General features: G+C 66.9%; 15 protein-coding genes and 3 pseudogenes. 4 read left to right on the top strand and 14 right to left on the bottom strand.

Going from position 1 to position 18,033, the window contains the following annotated elements; translation table 11 throughout:
* Nucleotides 1-14 precede the first annotated feature (14 nt).
* Nucleotides 15-770 (top strand): class II aldolase and adducin N-terminal domain-containing protein, encoded by a 756-nt coding sequence (locus ABFB10_RS12870; protein WP_347166820.1) that lies wholly within the window; start codon nt 15-17, stop codon nt 768-770.
* Between the two features lie 72 nt (nt 771-842).
* On the opposite strand, the gene ABFB10_RS12865 is transcribed toward ABFB10_RS12870, so the two are convergent.
* A complete protein-coding gene (locus tag ABFB10_RS12865) occupies nt 843-1,331 on the bottom strand; it encodes a transglycosylase SLT domain-containing protein (protein WP_347166819.1) in 489 nt (162 codons plus the stop codon).
* Nucleotides 1,332-1,537: 206 nt separating this feature from the next.
* On the opposite strand from ABFB10_RS12865, the gene ABFB10_RS12860 reads away from it, so the two are divergent.
* The gene (locus ABFB10_RS12860) at nt 1,538-2,401 is read left to right on the top strand and encodes an SDR family oxidoreductase (protein WP_347166818.1); all 864 of its coding nucleotides are present in this window, start codon (nt 1,538-1,540) and stop codon (nt 2,399-2,401) included.
* Nucleotides 2,402-2,404: 3 nt separating this feature from the next.
* Complete coding sequence (locus ABFB10_RS12855; protein ID WP_347166817.1) at nt 2,405-3,034, top strand: exopolysaccharide biosynthesis protein; 630 nt, start codon at nt 2,405-2,407, stop codon at nt 3,032-3,034.
* A 107-nt stretch (nt 3,035-3,141) separates the two neighbouring features.
* Here ABFB10_RS12855 and dxs read toward each other — a convergent pair whose 3' ends face one another.
* The 6 genes and pseudogenes from dxs to ABFB10_RS12825 form a co-directional block, all read right to left on the bottom strand.
* Entirely contained in the window at nt 3,142-5,067 is a 1,926-nt protein-coding gene (gene dxs, locus ABFB10_RS12850) for a 1-deoxy-D-xylulose-5-phosphate synthase (protein ID WP_347166816.1), read from the bottom strand.
* 14 nt (nt 5,068-5,081) lie between these two features.
* Nucleotides 5,082-5,888 (bottom strand): polyprenyl synthetase family protein, encoded by an 807-nt coding sequence (locus ABFB10_RS12845; protein ID WP_347168011.1) that lies wholly within the window; start codon nt 5,886-5,888, stop codon nt 5,082-5,084.
* A gap of 126 nt (nt 5,889-6,014) precedes the next feature.
* Entirely contained in the window at nt 6,015-6,269 is a 255-nt protein-coding gene (locus ABFB10_RS12840; protein WP_206566085.1) for an exodeoxyribonuclease VII small subunit, read from the bottom strand.
* Nucleotides 6,266-7,188: pseudogene (locus tag ABFB10_RS12835) on the bottom strand (histone deacetylase family protein). Before ABFB10_RS12835 ends, ABFB10_RS12840 begins: the two are co-directional and overlap by 4 nt.
* An 82-nt stretch (nt 7,189-7,270) precedes the next feature.
* Complete coding sequence (locus ABFB10_RS12830) at nt 7,271-7,972, bottom strand: response regulator (RefSeq protein ID WP_347166815.1); 702 nt, start codon at nt 7,970-7,972, stop codon at nt 7,271-7,273.
* Nucleotides 7,969-8,473, bottom strand: a pseudogene (locus ABFB10_RS12825) (MarR family winged helix-turn-helix transcriptional regulator). The gene ABFB10_RS12830 and the pseudogene ABFB10_RS12825 overlap by 4 nt, the downstream one beginning before the upstream one ends.
* A 172-nt stretch (nt 8,474-8,645) precedes the next feature.
* Between ABFB10_RS12825 and ABFB10_RS12820 the strand changes: the two are divergent.
* Nucleotides 8,646-9,518 (top strand): branched-chain amino acid aminotransferase, encoded by an 873-nt coding sequence (locus ABFB10_RS12820; protein ID WP_347166814.1) that lies wholly within the window; start codon nt 8,646-8,648, stop codon nt 9,516-9,518.
* A gap of 136 nt (nt 9,519-9,654) precedes the next feature.
* Here the strand turns inward: ABFB10_RS12820 and ABFB10_RS12815 are convergent, their stop codons facing one another.
* The 7 genes and pseudogenes from ABFB10_RS12815 to ABFB10_RS12785 form a co-directional block, all read right to left on the bottom strand.
* Nucleotides 9,655-10,905 (bottom strand): PAS domain-containing protein, encoded by a 1,251-nt coding sequence (locus ABFB10_RS12815; protein ID WP_347166813.1) that lies wholly within the window; start codon nt 10,903-10,905, stop codon nt 9,655-9,657.
* A gap of 110 nt (nt 10,906-11,015) precedes the next feature.
* On the bottom strand, nt 11,016-12,200 hold the full coding sequence (locus ABFB10_RS12810; RefSeq protein WP_347166812.1) for an ABC transporter permease: 1,185 nt from the start codon (nt 12,198-12,200) through the stop codon (nt 11,016-11,018).
* A 3-nt stretch (nt 12,201-12,203) separates the two neighbouring features.
* Nucleotides 12,204-13,931, bottom strand: coding sequence for an ABC transporter permease (locus ABFB10_RS12805; protein ID WP_347166811.1), 1,728 nt, complete (start codon nt 13,929-13,931; stop codon nt 12,204-12,206).
* Entirely contained in the window at nt 13,928-14,218 is a 291-nt protein-coding gene (locus ABFB10_RS12800; RefSeq protein ID WP_347166810.1) for a DUF1330 domain-containing protein, read from the bottom strand. Before ABFB10_RS12800 ends, ABFB10_RS12805 begins: the two co-directional genes overlap by 4 nt.
* Nucleotides 14,219-14,333: 115 nt before the next feature.
* A complete protein-coding gene (locus tag ABFB10_RS12795) occupies nt 14,334-15,446 on the bottom strand; it encodes an extracellular solute-binding protein (protein WP_347166809.1) in 1,113 nt (370 codons plus the stop codon).
* Nucleotides 15,447-15,570: 124 nt separating this feature from the next.
* A pseudogene (locus ABFB10_RS12790) lies at nt 15,571-16,684 on the bottom strand (extracellular solute-binding protein).
* A gap of 127 nt (nt 16,685-16,811) precedes the next feature.
* The gene (locus ABFB10_RS12785) at nt 16,812-17,915 is read right to left on the bottom strand and encodes an ABC transporter ATP-binding protein (RefSeq protein ID WP_347166808.1); all 1,104 of its coding nucleotides are present in this window, start codon (nt 17,913-17,915) and stop codon (nt 16,812-16,814) included.
* Between the last annotated feature and the right edge of the window lie 118 nt (nt 17,916-18,033).

Genomic DNA, 18,033 nt, shown 5'->3' with positions numbered 1-18,033 from the left:
GAAGGAGACATGCCATGAACGCCCCCCGGAACCCCGCCAACCTCGATCACTGGCAGGAACGCGTCGACCTTGCCGCCGCCTTCCGCTGGACCGTGCGCCTGAACATGCACGAGGCGGTGGCCAACCACTTCAGCCTCGCCATCAACGAGGACGGCACCGAGTTCCTGATGAACCCGAACCAGCAGCATTTCTCGCGGATCAAGGCCAGCGACCTCCCGGTGGTCGACGCCAACGACCCCGAGACGCTGAACCGCCCCGGCGCGCCCGACCCCACCGCCTGGGGCCTGCACGGCGGGCTGCACCGGCACTGCGCCCATGCGCGCTGCGCCATGCATGTGCATTCGCCCTATGCCACGGTGCTGGCCTGCCTGCAGGACAAGCGCCTGCCGCCGCTCGACCAGAACGCCGCGATGTTCTTCAACCGGGTCGCGGTGGACGATGCCTACGGCGGCCTCGCCTTCGAGGACGAGGGCAACCGCTGCGCCCAGCTTCTGTCGGACCCCAAGGTCAAGACGCTGGTGATGGGCAACCACGGCGTGATGATCATCGGCGACACCGTGGCCGAGACCTTCAACCGCCTGTTCTACTTCGAGCGTGCGGCGCAGACCTATATCATGGCGCTGCAGACCGGGCAGCCGCTGGCCTTCCTGTCCGACGAGGTCGCGGAAAAGACCGCGCGCGAGATCGAGGACTACCCGGAACAGGACATCCGGCACCTTGCCGAGCTTAAGGCGATCCTCGACGAGGAAGGCGCGGATTACGCGTGCTGAGGGGCGGCGGCGGGTTGAAAACCCGCCCCGCCGCAGGCCTCGGGCGGGCGCTGACCCGCCCCGGGGCAGGCCTCAGCCCTTGCGCAGCCCGGTGGCGACCAGCATGCCCTTGCGCTTGGCCTCGTAGTAGTAGCCCTCGGCGTACCACTTGATGGCGCTGTCCCAGTCGCCGTCCGAGACCATATAGGCGCCCTTCAGGTATTTCAGCGCGTATTGCAGGTTGGTATCCGCATCCAGCAGGTCGTTCGGCTGGCCCTGAAAGCCCATGGAACGGGCGGTCGCCGGAAGGATCTGGAACAACCCGTAATAGGGCCCGTTCCGCGCCCAGGGGCGATGCGTGCTCTCGCGGATCGCAAGACGATGCACCAGCCCGCGCGGCAGCTCGTAGTGATCCGCCCAGCGGTTGATCTTCTGGCGCAGTTCCGGGGTTTCGTTCGGGTGCAGGGGAATCCTGTGTTCCACGAGCGCCATGGCCGGCTGTTCATCGGGCGCCGTCTTCGGCGCGGCACAGGCGGTCAGCAGGGCCAGACCGGCCAGCGCGAATATCAGACGAGTCGTCATCGGGTCACACTCCAAGGCTATGGCCTCTTAGTCCCGCGCCGCGCACCGGGCGAGTCCGGCGCGGCACGACAGGCAAAACCTTGCCACTCGCGCCCCTGACGCAGCGGAATGTGGCCCATGATCCGGGCAGTCGGGACAGGGTTGCCTGCCTCTTGTGCACTTCGGTCGCGCTTGCATCCCCCAACGCCCGACGCCATCTATGCCGCATGACACCGAAAACGCTTCTTTCCCCGGGCCATGGCTACTCGGCCCGCGCCCTCGCCGCGCGGCTTTTGCCCGAGGGCTGGACCGTGCTGGGCACGCATCGCGACCCGGACCGGGCAGAGGCGATCCGCGCCACCGGCGCGACCCCCGTGCTGTGGGAGAAGGCGGCCCTGGCCGAGGCGCTGTCGCGGGCCTCGCACCTGCTGATCTCTCCCGCCCCGACCGCCGAGGGCGACCCGAGCCTCGCCCTCTTGTCCGAAGAGATCGCCCGCCGCGCGCCGCATCTGGCCCGGGCGGGCTACCTCTCCACCACCGGGGTCTACGGCGACCACGCAGGCGCATGGGTCGACGAAAGCGCCGCCCTCGCCCCCGCGACCCGGCGCGGCGCGGCCCGCGTCAGGGCAGAGGCCCAGTGGCGCGCCATCCCCGGCCTGCCGCTGCACATCTTCCGCCTCGCCGGGATCTACGGGCCCGGGCGCGGCCCCTTCGAGAAGGTCCGGCGCGGCACCGCCCGGCGCATCGTCAAACCCGGGCAGGTCTTCTCGCGCATCCATGTCGAGGACATCGCCCGCGTGCTGCATGCCTCGATCGAGGCGCCCTCGCCCGGCACCGCCTACAATGTCTGCGACGACGATCCGGCGCCGCCGCAGGACGTCATTGCCCATGCCGCGAGGCTGCTGGGCCTGCCGCTTCCGCCCGAGGTGCCCTTCGACGAGGCCGAGCTGAGCCCCATGGCCCGCAGCTTCTACGCCGAAAGCAAGCGCGTCTCGAACGCGCGCATCAAGGAAGAGCTGGGGGTGACGCTGGCCTATCCCGACTACCGCACCGGCCTTGCCGCGCTGCTGCAAGCCGAAGGCAGGGACTAGAGCATGCCGCGCGACCTGCTGCGCAACATGGCCGAAGAGCCCGAGGTGCGCAGCCCGGAAAGCCTCGACGACCTGCTGAAGGCGATGCGCCCGGAGAAGGGCGACCTGCGTGTCTCTGTCGAGGATGTGCTGCGGCGCGTCGGCGGGCGCTCTTTCCCGGCGGTGATCCTTGTCCCGGCCATCGTTCTGGTCTCTCCGGTCTCGGGGATTCCCGGCACGCCGACGCTGGCCGGGATGATCGTGCTGCTCTGCGCCGTTCAGGCGCTGGTGGGCAAGAAACACCTCTGGCTGCCGGGTTTCCTGCGCCGCCGCAGCGTCAGCGCGGCGCGCATGCTGCGCGCGGTGGAATGGCTGCGCCGTCCCGCCGGCTGGATGGACCGCCACTCGCACAACCGCCTGCGGCTGCTGGTGAGCGGCCCGGCCAAGCCGCTGGCCTATGCGGCGACGGCGCTGGTGGCCGTGTCCCGGCCGCTGCTGGAGCTGCTGCCCTTCGTCACCTCGTTCAGCGCGGGCGCCGTGGCCATGGTGATGTTCGGCCTGATGACCCGCGACGGCGCCTACGCGCTGGCCGGATACGCGCAGGGCGCGCTGGTCTACCTGATCCTGCTCAGCATCTGGTTCGGGATCTTCTAGACGCGGTTTCGCCTCGCGCGGTGCGCAGGTGACCGGCGGGGAGGCTTTGCCTCCCCGGACCCCTCCAGGATACTTCCGGACAGAAGAAGCGCAGGCGGGCGCCTGGGTCAGGCGCGCTTGTCCATGACCTCGACGCCGAGGACCGAGAGCACCCCGGCCTCGATATCCTTCGCATTCATCCCGGCCACCGCGTACATATCCGCCGGAGAGGCCTGGTCGATGAAGATGTCGGGCAGCACCATCGAGCGGTACTTCAGCCCGCGGTCGAAGACCCCCTCGTCGGCCAGAAGCTGCGCGACATGGCTGCCGAAGCCGCCGACGGCGCCCTCTTCGATGGTGATTAATGCGTCGTGGTCGCGCGCGAGGCGCAGGATCAGCTCGCGATCCAGCGGCTTGGCAAAGCGCGCATCGGCCACCGTCGGGGATATGCCGCGCGCCTCCAGCGCCTCGCAGGCTGTCAGCACCTCGCCCAGCCGGGTGCCGAAGCTGAGGATCGCCACGCCCTTGCCCTGGCGGATCATCCGGCCCTTGCCGATCTCGAGCACTTCGCCACGCTCGGGCATCTCGACGCCGCGCCCCTCGCCACGCGGATAGCGGAAGGCGATGGGGCCCTCGTCATGGGCGGCGGCGGTGGCCACCATGTGCTTCAGCTCCGCCTCGTCGGCGGCGGCCATGACCACGAAGCCCGGCAGGTTGGCCAGAAAGGCCACGTCGAAGGATCCCGCATGCGTGGCGCCGTCGGCACCGACCAGCCCGGCGCGGTCGATGGCGAAGCGCACCGGCAGGCGCTGGATCGCCACGTCATGCACCACCTGATCGTAGCCGCGCTGCAGGAAGGTCGAATACATCGCGCAGAAGGGCCGCATGCCGCCCGCCGCCAGACCGGCGGCGAAGGTCACCCCGTGCTGTTCCGCGATGCCCACGTCGAAGCAGCGCGAGGGGTAGCGTTCGGCAAAGAGGTCGAGCCCGGTGCCGTCCGGCATGGCCGCAGTCACGGCGCAGATGCCGCTGTCCTCGGCGGCCTGCTGCATCAGCGCCTCGGCGAAGACCCCGGTATAGGCGGGCGCGTTGGACTTCGCCTTCTTCTGCTGGCCGGTGACCACGTCGAACTTGCCGCGTGCATGGCCCTTGTCGGGCGCATGTTCGGCCGGGTCGTAGCCCTTGCCCTTCTTGGTGATGCAATGGATCAGGATCGGCCCGGTCGCGCGCTGGCGCACCGTGCGCAGCACCGGCAGAAGCTGGTGCAGGTCGTGCCCGTTCAGCGGCCCGAGGTAGGAAAAGCCCAGTTCCTCGAAGAGCGTGCCGCCCACGGCCATGCCCTTCAGCATCTCCTTGGCGCGCTTGGCGCCCTCGCGGAAGGGCGGCGGCAGGAAGCTGGCGGCGCCCTTCACGGCGGCCTTCAGGTCCTGAAACGGCGCCTCGGCATAGAGCCGCGAGAGGTAGGACGACAGCGCCCCGGTGGGCGGCGCGATGGACATCTCGTTGTCGTTGAGGATCACGATCAGCCGCTTGCCCAGATGGCCCGCGTTGTTCAGCGCCTCAAAGGCCATGCCCGCGCTCATGGCGCCGTCGCCGATCACCGCGATGGCATCGCCATGGCCGGTGTCGCAGGCGCCGCCCAGATCGCGCGCCACGGCGAACCCCAACGCGGCAGAGATCGAGGTCGAGGAATGCGCCGCGCCGAAGGGATCGTAGGGCGATTCGGACCGCTTGGTGAAGCCCGACAGCCCGTCCTTCTGGCGCAGGGTCGACATCCTGTCGCGGCGCCCGGTGAGAATCTTGTGCGGGTAACACTGGTGGCTGACGTCCCAGATGATCTTGTCGCGCGGCGCGTCGAAGACCGCGTGCAGCGCCACCGTCAGCTCGACCACGCCGAGGCCGGCGCCCAGATGGCCGCCGGTCTCGGACACGGCAGAGATCGTCTCGGCCCGCAATTCGCCGGCCAGACGCTCCAGCTCTGCATCGCTGAATTGCGACAGGTCGGACGGGTTTCGAACCCGGTCCAGAAGCGGCGTCGAGGGTCTGTCGGACATGGGTCCTCCGCGGATCAGTTCCGGCGCGAGATAACGAAGCGCGCAGCCTGTCGCAAGGTCTCGGCCTTTTCTCCGTAAACAGATAGGGCGTCGCAGGCTTCTGCCACAAGATCCGAGGCGCGGCGTTTCGCCCCGTCCACACCGAGGTGCGAGACGAAGGTCGCCTTGCCGCGCCCGGCATCCTTGCCCACCGCCTTGCCGACCGCCTGAACATCGCCTTCCACGTCCAGCACGTCATCGGCAATCTGGAAGGCCGTGCCAAGCCGGTCGCCGTAGTGCCGCAGCGCGCCCTGGTCCTGACCCGCCATGCAGGCCCCCGCCGAGGCCGCCCAGGAAATCAGCGCGCCGGTCTTGCCCGCCTGAAGCGCCGTGATCTCGGCCAGAGACAGCGCCCTGTCGCTGCTTTCGGCGGCGATGTCGCGCATCTGGCCGCCGACCATGCCCCGGACCCCGGCCGCATCGGCAAGGCTGCGGGCCAGATGGATGCGCCTCTCGGCGGGACAGACGGTCTGCAGGACCAGCTCGAAGGCCAGCGCCTGCAAGCCGTCCCCGGCCAGCACCGCGATGGTCTCGTCCCACTGGCGGTGGACCGTGGGCTTGCCGCGCCGCAGGTCGTCGTCGTCCATGCAGGGCAGGTCATCATGCACAAGGCTGTAGCTGTGCAGCGCCTCGATGGCGGCGGCGGCAGGCGCGGCATGGGTGCGCGCGATGCCGAACAGCAGCGCGCTCTCGATCACCAGGAAGGCGCGCAGCCCCTTGCCGCCCTGCACTGCGTATAGCATGGCGCGCGCCACCTCGGATTCGGTCTCGTGCAGCGCCATGGCGACATGGGCATGCGCAAGATCCGCGTCCAGCTGCAGGGCCTCGTCGAAAGAGGCCTCGCGGGCCTGCAACTCTTCCAGCCGCCCCACCAGGAACTCCGGCAGGGGCGCGTAGCTGCCGACCACCTAGAGCCCCTCGACCGCTTGCGTGCCCTTGGGGTTGCCCTCGCCGTCCAGCGTGATGGCCGCGACCTTCTCCTCGGCCTCGCTCAGCTTCTGGTCGCAGCGCTGCTTCAGCCGCGCGCCGCGCTCGTAGAGGCGGATCGATTCCTCCAGCGCCACGTCGCCGCGTTCCAGCTGGCCAACCACGCGCTCAAGCTCACCCATGGCCTGCTCAAAGCTCATCTCCGCCACATCGGCGTCCCGGTCTGTCTCGCTCATGCGGCGGCCTCCATCAGTATCTCGACATGTGCCCGCGCCGAGGCGGACAGGGCAGCCAGATCATACCCGCCCTCCAAAGTCGAGACCACCCGCCCGCCGCAGACATCCGCGGCGACATCGCAGATCGCCCGCGTGATCCAGCGGAAATCCTCGAGCGACCAGTTCAGACTGGCCAGCGGATCGTCCTGATGCGCGTCGAATCCCGCCGAGACGACAATCAACTCGGGGCGCCAGGCACGCAGCCGCGACAGGGCGGGCCCCAGTGCGGCACGCATCTCGGCGCCGCCGCTTTCGGGCGCCAGCGGCAGGTTCAGCACGGTATCATGGGCGCCACGCTCCTCGGCACGACCGGTCCCGGGCCAGAGCGGCATCTGATGCGACCCGATGAACAGCGCCCGCGCCTCGTCCCACAGCAGATCCTGCGTGCCGTTGCCGTGATGCACGTCGAAATCCAGCACCGCCACGCGCCCCAGCCCATGCGCATCCAGCGCATGTTTCGCCGCCAGCGCCGCGGTGCCGAACAGGCAGAAGCCCATGGGCGTCTCGGTCTCGGCATGGTGGCCGGGGGCCGGGTGGCGCAGAAGGCGTTCGCGACCGCGCCCTCCAGCACCAGGTCCACCGCCTGCACCGCCGCGCCCGCCGCCAGCCGCGCCGCCCGCAGGCTTCCCGGAGACATCCATGTATCGGAATCCAGCTGATGCAGACCGCTATCGGGCACCGCTGCCGCCAGCCGGTCGAGATAGCGCTGCGGATGCACCCGCAGCAGATCCGCGTCACGCGCCTCGCGCGCCGTCACGCGGCGCAGGTCCAGCCCCTCCAGCGCATGCAGCACATGCTCCAGCCGCGCCACCCGCTCGGGATGCCCCTCCGGCGTGACATGCTCCAGCCCGTCCGCATGGGTGATCAGAGCCGTGACCATGGAACCCCCTTCGTGTTTCTTCTTGGTCCAAATACCTCTGCGCCCCGCCCGCAGGGGGCGCCCCGCCCGAGGCCGGGCACTCTCAGTCCGGCGCCAGCATGTAGCCCGCGCCGCGCACCGTCTGCAGGTAGCGCGGCTGCTTGGGGTCGCTTTCCAGCTTGCGCCGCAGCCGGGTGATCTGCACGTCCACCGCGCGCTCCTGCGCCTGCCCCTTGTCGCGGCCCAGCTCCTCGACCAGCTTCGACCGGCTCAGCGCCTCGCCCGGCCGGGCCGAGAAGATCCGCATCAGCTGGCTTTCGGTCGCGGTCAGGCGCACCAGTTCCTCGCCCTGCCACATCTCGCCGCGCTCGATGTCGTAGCGGATCGGCCCCAGCGTCAAAAGCTTCGGCGCCACCTCCACCACCGGCGCCTCGGGCACGCGGCGCAGGATCGCGTTGATCCGCAAAAGCAGCTCCTTGGGCTCGAAGGGCTTCGACAGGTAGTCGTCCGCCCCGGCCTCCAGTCCGGCGATCCGGTCCTCGGTCTCGGACCGTGCGGTCAGCAGCAGGATCGGCATGGTCGAGCTCTCGCGGATCGCCCGGGTCAGGCTGATCCCGTCCTCGCCCGGCATCATCACGTCCAGCACCACCAGATCGAAATCCAGCCCCGCCAGCAGCCGCCGCGCATGCGCCGCATCGCGCGCCGCGCTGACAAGGAATCCGTGCCGGATCAGGAACTTCTGCAACAGTCCCCGAATACGCTCATCGTCGTCAACGATCAGCAGATGCGCGTCAAACTCGCTCATTCCCGGCCCTCCCTGAGCGCGTGATACTGGCCTCTCATCTCCGGGTCCATCATCTCTTCCAGAACCCGGCGGAAGCCCGCGACGGCCTCGGGCCCCGCCTCGCGGAAGGCCCTGCGCATCCGCACCCGCTGGGCCTCGGCCAACTCCCGCTCCAGCGCCTCGCCCTCGGCGGTCAGCTGCAGGTGGCGCTCGCGCTTGTCGATGCGGCTCGACCCGGCTTTCCACCAGCCCGTCGCCGATGAGCGTCCGCAGCACCCGGTTCAGCGACTGCTTGGTGACGCCGAGAATGGCCAGCAGGTTGTTGACAGTCGTTCCGGGCGCCGAGTGGATGAAATGCAGCGCCCGGTGATGGGCGCGGCCATAGCTGAGCTCGTCCAGAATGCGGTCCGGATCGGCGGTGAAGCCGCGATAGGCAAAGAACATCGCCTCCGCCCCCTGCCGCAGTTGCTCGTCGGTGAGATAAAGAAGCGTCTCGCCCTGAATGCGTCGTGTCTCTGCCACGCTGCCTCCGTCGTCGCCTTGCCGGTTTTCCGGGCAGCTTACGTCAGCCTTGTTGACATTCCAAGCACCGACTGTTAGCGAACCTCAGATTTGACGCAACTTTATGCCCGATCCACCCGGACCGGGCGCAACAAATGCAAATCGGAACCGCGTGAGCCAAAGGAGATCGAAGATGGCAGAAGGCGCATATGACGACCGCGACGGCAAGATCTGGCTGGATGGCCAGCTGGTAGACTGGCGGGCCGCGCAGGTTCACGTATTGACCCATGGCCTGCACTACGCCTCTTCGGTCTTCGAAGGCGAACGGGCCTATAACGGCAAGATCTTCCTGTCGCGCAAGCACTCGGAACGGCTGCATTTCTCGGCCAGGTGCCTCGACTTCGAGATCCCCTATTCCGTCGACGAGATCGAGGCCGCCAAGCAGGCCGTGCTGGACGCCAACGGCTTCACCGACGCCTATGTGCGCGCGGTGGCATGGCGCGGCGCGGGCATGGACATGGGCGTTTCCTCGGCGCGCAACCCGGTCCGGCTGGCGATCGCCGCATGGGGCTGGGGCAACTACTACGGCGACGCCAAGATGAAGGGCGCCAAGCTCGACATCTCGAAGTGGAAGCGCCCCTCGCCCGAGACCATCCCGGTCCATGCCAAGGCCGCCGGGCTCTACATGATCTGCACCACCTCGAAGCACGCGGCAGAGGCCAAGGGCTGCTCGGACGCGCTGTTCATGGACTACCGCGGCTTCGTGGCCGAGGCGACCGGCGCCAATATCTTCTTCGTCAAGGACGGCGAAGTGCACACGCCCAAGCCCGACTGCTTCCTCAACGGCCTGACCCGTCAGACCGTCATCGGCATGCTTCAGGACAAGCAGATCACGGTGCACGAGCGTCACATCGAACCCGCCGAGATGGAAGGCTTCGAACAGTGCTGGCTGACCGGCACCGCCGCCGAGGTTACCCCGGTGGGCCAGATCGGCGATTACACCTTCGAGGTCGGCGCGCTGACCCGCGACATCTCGGAAAGCTACGAAAAGCTCGTCCGCAGCTAAGCACAACAAGGGCGGCGCCCCATCGGCCCCGCCCTTCTTCTGTCCGAAAATATCCCGGGGATTTTCAAGGGGCAGCGCCCCTTGAAGGCCCGCGCGGCCCCAGCGCGAACCGACCTGCGCGCCGCAAGGCGCCCCGTCAGAGCAGGGACCGCAGCATCGCCGTGTTGTTCTGCACGATCGAGTTCAGCTCGACCACCCGCGCCAGCCGGCTTTCGATCTCGTTCTGACAGCTGTCCAGCTGTTCGACGATGCCGCTCAGCGCCGTTCCGGACTCGGCCAGCGTCGCGCTCTCGATCTTGCACATCATCCGGGTCGAACTCAGCCCCGTCACATAGCGTTTCATGTCCAGCACCGACCGCGCGAAACGCTTCGCCTCCTGCTCGACCTCGCGCAGCGAGTCCGCCGTCTGCCACAGGAACTGCGCACGGTGCCGCGCGACCTCGGCGATCTCGTCGTCGATCTTCACGGAGGCCGGGTAGATCCCGGCCAGGCGGGTCTTCTCGTCCCGGAAGACGGCCAGCATCTCGGCTTCGACCGCCGTGGCGAAGCCAAGGAACTGACCGTTCAGGATGGCATCGCGGATACGGGCAAAGACGCAGCTTTCGCCCTCGGCGAATGTCGTGACCCAGGTCGACATCTCTTCCAGCATCTGGCTGTAGTTCACCGAGATCGCGCTGATCGGACCGCCCGCGTTTTCCAGCCGTGACGCGATCAGGCGCATGTTCAGGGGCACCGTGCGGATCGCCTTGAACGCCTCTTTCATCTCGAGGATTTCGCGCTGCACCTCGTCGATGGCCTTCGACATTTCCAGAAAGCGGCGTTGCAGGGGGTCCATCGGGCGCGCCAGCTGGCGGGCGCGGGCTTCCAGCTCGGTTGCCAGCGCATGGGCCTGAAAGGCGTGATAGCTGGCAAAGCCCATCCCCGTCACCATGGCGCGCAGCGCCCCGGCGCTGTCCGCCGGGGTCATGCCCTCGGCCTCGCGGCGCAGCAGGTCGGCGTAACAGTCGCTGATTGTCGGGAACAGGGCAGAGGTCGGCTTGATCCGGGTCGAGATATAGCCCCCCTCGAAGGGCGCGACCAGGGCGAAGACCCAGTAGTACCGCCCGCAGGTGCGCCGGTTCTTCACATAGGCCCCGGTCGGCTTGCCCGCGCGGATGCGGTCCCAAAGCAGCTGGAACACACCCCGAGGCATGTCGGGATGGCGGATCACCCTGTGCGGCGCGCCGATCAGCGCATCCCAGTCCAGCCCCGCCACGCGCTGGAAGACGGTGTTCCCGGCCTGTATCACGCCCCGCTCGTCGGTCCGCGAATAAAACAGCTCCTGCAATTGGAAGGTGGCCTCGGAGGCGCAGACCTCGGAGAGGAACTGGGGATCGTGTTCAGACATGGGCTACTCCACACCGCTCCGGACAGAGCCTGCCGCAGATCCCTTTCAAAAACGGAAAGGGCCGCGCCGGATCCCTCCGCGCGGCCCCTGAAACTGCTTTCGATTTGTCTCTAACCCGGCGACATGCCGCGCAGGCGCTCGGACCGGCGGCGCAGGATTTCGACCGTGGTCAGCAGCAGGATCGAGATGCCCACCAGGATCGTCGCCACCGCAAGGATGGTCGGGCTGATCTGCTCGCGCAGGCCGGTGAACATCTGCCATGGCAGGGTCTGCTGCCGGGCCGAGCCCACGAAGATCACCACCACCACCTCGTCGAAGGAGGTGATGAAGGCGAACAGCCCGCCCGAGATCACGCCGGGCAGGATCAGCGGCATCTGTACCTTGAAGAAGGTCCGCACCGGGTCCGCGCCCATGTTCGCCGCCGCCCGCGTCAGCGAACGGTCGAAGCCGACCAGCGTTGCGGTCACGGTGATGATGACGAAGGGAATGCCCAGGGCCGCATGCGCCAGCACCACCCCGAAAAGCGTGCCCTGCAAGCCGATGCGCGAGTAAAAGAAATACATCCCCGCCGCCGAGATGATCAGCGGCACGATCATCGGAGAGATCAGGATCGCCATGATCGCGCGCCGGAAGGGCACATGTTCCGACGACAGGCCGATGGCGGCAAGGGTGCCGAAGCTGACCGAGAGGATCGTCGCGAAGGGCGCGATGATCAGCGAGTTCTTCAGCGCCTGCTGCCATTCGGACGAGTTGAAGAACTCGCGGTAGTGGCGCAGCGAGTAGCCCTCGGGGTCGAAGCGCAGCATCTCGGGCGTGAAGGTAAAGAAGTTCTCGGCGTTGAAGGACAGCGGCATCACGACAAGGATCGGCGTGATCAGGAAGACGAAGATCGCCCCGCAGATGGTGCGGAAGCTGTAGTGCCACAGCACCTGCCCGCTGGTCAGGTAGGGCGGCAGCGGCACGCGGTAGCGCCCGTAGCCGACCCAATAGGCGAACCAGCCTAAGAACCAGCCGAAGAGCGCGCCCATGACCGCCCCGGGGATGCCCCCCAGCAGGTAGCCCGCCAGGGCGAACAGAGCGACCAGGCCCCATTTCACCGGGCGCTCCTGCTCTTTCGGGACGACCTCCAGCACGACGAATGCCAGTGCCGCGGCCAGGATGAACCCGATCAGGATCCCCAGCAGGGAGGATCCGTTCGCGGCGCCGACGAAGATCCCGGCAAAGGCCCCCGCCGCGCCCACGGTGGGCGCCGCGAAAGAGATCGGCATCTTGCGGGCTTGGGTTTCAACAGCCATGGATCAGCCCCCCAGCTTGACGTTGTCGATGCCGACGATCTTGTCGTAGGCCCAGTAGAGGATCAGCACCACCGCCAGCAGGATCGTCCCCAGCGCGACCGCGAGGCCCCAGTTGAGCGAGGACGAGATGTGGTAGGCGATCCGGTTCGAGATGAAGGTGCCGGTCGTGCCGCCGACGATCTCGGGCGTGATGTAATAGCCGATGGCGAGGATGAAGACGAGGATCGACCCCGCCCCGATGCCCGGCACCGACTGCGGGAAATAGACCCGCCAGAAGGCCGTCCAGTTGGTCGCGCCCAGCGACTTGGCGGCCCGCACGTAGTAAGGCGGAATGGTCGCCATGACCGAATACATCGGCAGGATCATGAAGGGCAGCAGGATGTGGGTCATCGCCACGATGGTGCCGAACTGGTTGTTGATCATCACCAGCCGGTCGGCATCGCCCACCAGCCCCAGCCAGACCAGCACGTCGTTGATGACGCCCTGCTGTTGCAGCATGACCTTCCAGGCGCTCGTCCGCACCAGAAGCGAGGTCCAGAACGGCAGCAGCACGAGGATCATCAGCAGGTTCGCCGTCCGCGCCGGCAGGTTCGCCAGCAGGAAGGCCACCGGGTAGGACAGCATGATGCAGCTGAAGGTGATCACCAGCGACATGAACATGGTCCGCTTGAACAGCAGGCCGTAGATGCGTTCGTCCTCGTCGCGCAGCCGCACGCCGTCGGGCGTCTTCTGCGCATCCACCGAGTTCAGGAAATAGCCCGAGGTGTATTTGGGCGAATACATCTTGATGGTCTGCCAGACCTCGACGTCGTGCCAGTCCTCGTCGATCTCGGCGAATTGCGCGCGCACGTCGACCGTCTCGAAGTCGGGGCTGGCCACCAGCTGGGCGGCGGCCTGAAGCATCTCGGCGCGCGGCCCGGTGTAAGAGCCCACATCGGCGCCGGAGGACAGATCCTGGTAAAGCATCGCGTGGACGATGGACCAGGGCTCTTCCTGAAGCGGGCTGTCGCCTTCCTCGACCTGCGTATAAAGCGCGAATTCGCGGTAGCTGGCCGCCGTCTCGGGCAGCAGGTCCTCGACGCCCTCGCGCAGCACGAAGCCCGGCATCTGGCCCCGGTCGCCCTGATCCGTGGCGTCCCATTCCGCCTGCGCACCGATCCATTCCGGATCGCCCAGCAGCTCGGCCCATGGCATCGCCTCGTCCCAGGCCGCGTCGAGATCCTCGAACTGGTCCTGATAGACCTCGCCGATATCGTCGAGGCCCCTGCCCGACTTGCGGAACAGCGACGAGACGCCGGTTAACTCGTAGTTCAGGCGGGTGCCGAGGCGCGTGTGCAGCTTGCGCTCGGCGGCGTAGAAGATGTCCTTGTAGGCTGCATCCCAGACCGCGTCGCCGGGCAGCTCGCCCGTCGTGTCGTCCCAGTCCTGCAGGGCCGCGGTGGTGCGCGGCAGCGTGTCGGAGACGATCTGGTTCTCGACCGAGCGGAACAGCATGTCGACGATCGGCGCGATGAAGGTGACCAGCACGAACAACAGCAGGGGCGCGATCAGCAGCAGCGCGCGGATCTTCTGGCGGCGCAGCGCGCGGGCCAGAGAGCGCTTCAGCGGCGTGCCGTCGGCGGCGAGCATCTCGCCACGCTTGCCGCGCTGCTCGACCGCATCGGCGGCGCGCAGGGCGTTGTCGGGGGTCGGCCCCCCGACCTTGTCGGGATCTGTGCTGGCGTCAGTCATTCGGCCCCCTCGACGACTAGGATTGTGCTCTCCGCCGATGCGCGGCGGATCTCTGCGACCGCCTGGTAGTCGGGGTCGTTGTAGGCGGCGAGCGCCTCTGCATAGCTGGAAAACTCGATGACGACGTGGCGGTCATGAACAGAGCCTTCCATGACCGTGCTCTGTCCGCCCCGGACAATGAAGCGCGCGCCGAGCGACTGCAGGATCGGCGTGTCCTTCTCGACATACTCCTTGTACGCCTCCGGATCCTTCACCGTGATATGGCCGATAATGTAGCCCTTGGGCATTCCGTCCGTCCCCTGTTGTCCCCTGCGCCCCGGATCGGGCGCTGATTTCGCGTGGCCCTTTCCGGGCACTCCTTCGTGAAAGGGCGGGGCCACCAGTGCCCCGCCCCCCAAGATCTTACTGCGCCAGCCAGGCTCGGAACTTCGCGTCGATGTCGTCGCGGTAGTCGGCCCAGAACTCGTAGTTGTACAGGAACGTGTTCTCGGCGTTGGCCGGGTCGGTCGGCATGTGCGGCGCCATGTCGATGCCAAGCTCTGCGTGCTGGCCGACCAGCGGGGCCGAAGACGCACGCGCCGGGCCGTAGCTGATGTACTTGGCCTGATCGGCAAGACGCTGGGTGTCGGTGGCGAAGCGCAGGAAGTCCTTCACGCGGGCCAGGCGCTCTTCGGGCAGACCGGCGGGGATGATCCAGCCGTCAAGGTCGAAGACCTGCGCGTCCCACATCATCGCGACCGGCTGGTCCTGCTCTTCGATCACGCTGAACAGGCGGCCGTTGTAGGTCGAGCCCATGAAGATCTCGCCATCGGCCAGCAGCTGCGGCGTGTCGGCGCCGGCGGACCACCAGATCGTCTGGTCCTTGATGGTGCCCAGCTTGGCAAGCGCCCGGTCCTGGCCCTCTTCGGTCTCGAGCACGTCGTAGACGTCCTCCTTGGCCACGCCATCGCAGAGCAGCGCCCATTCCATGTTGTTGATCGGGCGCTTTTCCAGCGCGCGCTTGCCCGGGTAGGTTTCCAGGTCGAAGACGTCGCAGATGTCATTCGGCGCCTCGGCGCCCTCGGGGACCATGTCGGTGCGATAGCCGAAGGTGGTCGAATAGACGATCTGCGGGATATAGCAGTCCGACACGATCAGGTCGCCGAAATCGTCCGACGCCTTGGAACCGTCGTCGCCATCGGCAAGCAGCTCGTCCGGGTCGTATTCCATTGCCAGACCCTCGTCGCAGAGGCGGATGGCGTCAGAGGCCACCACGTCCACCAGATCCCAGGTCACATTGCCCGCCTCGTTCATCGCGCGCAGCTTGGCCACCGCCTCGTTCGAGCTTTCGTCCCAGGCGACGCTCACCTCGGGGTGCATCTCGAGGTAGGGTTCCACATAGGCGTTCTGCTGCGAGGACTGGTAGGCCCCGCCCCAGCTGACCAGCGTCATCTCGTTGGACATCTCCTGCGCCTGCGCGGATGCGGCAGCGAGGGTCAGGGCCGAGGTTGTCAGCAAAGTCGTTGTCAGTTTCATTCTTGTCTCCCTTGTTTTCCCGATATCTGCGCGGAGGCCGGGTTACGGGTCTCGTTTGCCCGCCCTTTCGGAGGAAAGGGCACAGGGCGGGGGGAACCCGCCCTGTCCGCATGCGCAATGGGTCTTACTTGACCAGCCACGACTGGAATTTCGCTTCCACGTCGTCCTGGTTGTCAGCCCACCATTCGATGTTGTTCACCAGAAAGTTCTTCTGGTTTTCCGGGTTCGTCGGCATATGCGGCGCCATCTCGATGCCAAGGTCGGCATGGGTCGAGACCAGCGGCTGCGAGGATGCACGCGCCGGGCCATAGCTGATGTACTTGGCCTGATCCGCAAGGCGCTGGGTGTCGGTGGCGAACTTCACGAAGTCCAGCACCCGCGCAAGGCGGTCTTCCGGCAGACCGGCGGGGATCACCCAGCCGTCGAAATCGAAGACCTGCCAGTCCCACAGCATCGCGACGGGCTGGTCCTGTTCGACAATGACAGAAAACAGGCGACCGTTGTAGGTCGAGCCCATCACGACCTCGCCATCGGCCAGAAGCTGCGGCGTGTCGGCGCCCGCCGACCACCAGACGACCTGGTCCTTGATGGTGTCGAGCTTGGCAAGCGCGCGGTCCACGCCGCCGTCCTCGTCAAGCACGTCGTACAGGTCTTCCTGCGCGACACCGTCACACAGCAGCGCCCATTCGAGGTTCTTCTTGGGGCGCTTTTCCAGGCTTCGCTTGCCCGGGAAGGTGTCCAGGTCGAAGAGCGCGCAAAGGTCGCCCGGCGTCTCGCCGTTCCACTCTGCCACGTCGGTGCGATAGCCGAAGGTGGTCGAGAAGACGATCTGCGGGATGAAGCAGTCGTTGATCAGGGTCGGGCCGAAATCGTCCTCGACACCCTCGCCGCCGTCGCCGGGGGCCAGCATCTCTTCGAAGTCGATCTCCATCGCCAGGCCCTCGTCGCACAGGCGCTGGCTGTCGGGGCCCTCTGCGTCGACCAGATCCCAGGTGATATTGCCGGCCTCGGACTGCGCGCGCAGCTTGGCCACGGCCTCGTTCGAGGATCTCGTCCCAGGTGATCGAAACCTCGGGGTTGGCCTCCATGTAGGGCTCTGCATAGGCCTTGAGCTGGCTGTTCTGGTAGGCCCCGCCCCAGCTGACGATCGTCATTTCGTTCGCCATGTCCTGCGCTGCGACCGCCCCTGCCGCAAGCGACAGGCAGGTTGAGGCCAGAAGCGTCTTGTGAAGTGTCATGCGTGTGTCTCCCTGATGAACACTTTCTTGTTGCCGGGCCCGGGTTGACGGTCCGGTCCGGATCTTCTGGCCGCCTGTGCCCTGCGGGCCGGCGGCGGCATCCCTGTTCGGCGCGACGCCGGACGGATCACTTCGCGTCCAGCGCCCGGCAATCCTCTGGCAGCCAGCCGATCTCGATCTGGGTGCCCGGCTGAAGCCGGACCTGATCCGGGGCGTTGCGCGTCTTGACCACGAAATTGTCGTTGCCCGCGACCCGCAGGCGGGTGCGGAAGATGTCACCCATGTAAATGAATTCCAGCACGTCCGCCTTCAGCGTATGCGCGCCTTCCTGCATCCGGTCCTTGTTGAACTCTACCCGTTCGGGCCGGATGGAAACCTGCGTGCGCTCGCCCGGCTTGCTGACGTTCACCGGCTTGGCGTCGATCATCTGCCCGTCGTCCAGCCTGACCGTGCAGGTGTTGCCGTGAACCTCCTGCACCACGCCTTCCAGCGTGTTGTTCTCTCCGATGAACTGCGCGACAAAGCTGTTCTGCGGCGCCTCGTAAAGCTCATCCGGCGGCGCCAGCTGCTGGATGCGCCCGTCGTCGAAGACCGCGACCCGGTCCGACATGGTCAGCGCCTCGGTCTGGTCGTGGGTCACGTAGACCGTGGTGATGCCAAGGCTGTGCGCCAGGTTGGTGATCTCGAACTGCATGTGCTCGCGCAGCTGCTTGTCCAGCGCGCCAAGCGGTTCGTCCATCAGCACCAGCTCGGGTTCGAAGACCAGCGCCCGGGCCAGCGCGATCCGCTGCTGCTGGCCGCCCGAAAGCTGCGCCGGGCGGCGGCCGCCGAAGGCCCCCATCTGCACCATGTCCAGCGCCCGCTTGACCTTGGCCTCGCGGTCGGATTTCCCCATCTTGCGCACTTCCAGCGGGAAGGACAGGTTCTCGGCCACGGTCATATGCGGGAACAGCGCGTAGTTCTGGAAGACCATGCCGATGCCGCGCTTGTGCGGCGGGATGTTGTTGATCGACACGCCGTCCAGCTTGATCTCGCCGTAAGTGGCGGTCTCGAAGCCCGCCAGCATCATCAGGCAGGTGGTCTTGCCCGACCCGGACGGCCCCAACATCGTCAGGAATTCGCCTTTCGGCATGGTGAGGTTCAGATCCTTGACGACGAGCGTTTCACCGTCATAGCTCTTCTGCACGCGTTCGAATGCGACGAATGCATCGCCGCTGTTCCCATCAGCCAAAGCAGGCTCCCCGTGTTGTGGTTCCGCGGATTTTTTCCGCTGTCTTGTCCTCATACTAAAGCGGCTGAGGCCCTTACATGCAAGCATCTCGCCCCTTGCGGCAGGATCACCCGGCGAA

Source organism: Ponticoccus litoralis (assembly GCF_039769985.1).
Classification (GTDB): Bacteria; Pseudomonadota; Alphaproteobacteria; order Rhodobacterales; family Rhodobacteraceae; genus Ponticoccus; species Ponticoccus litoralis.
Note: the sequence above shows the minus strand (reverse complement) of the source record. Positions and strands in the feature narration are given on the sequence as shown.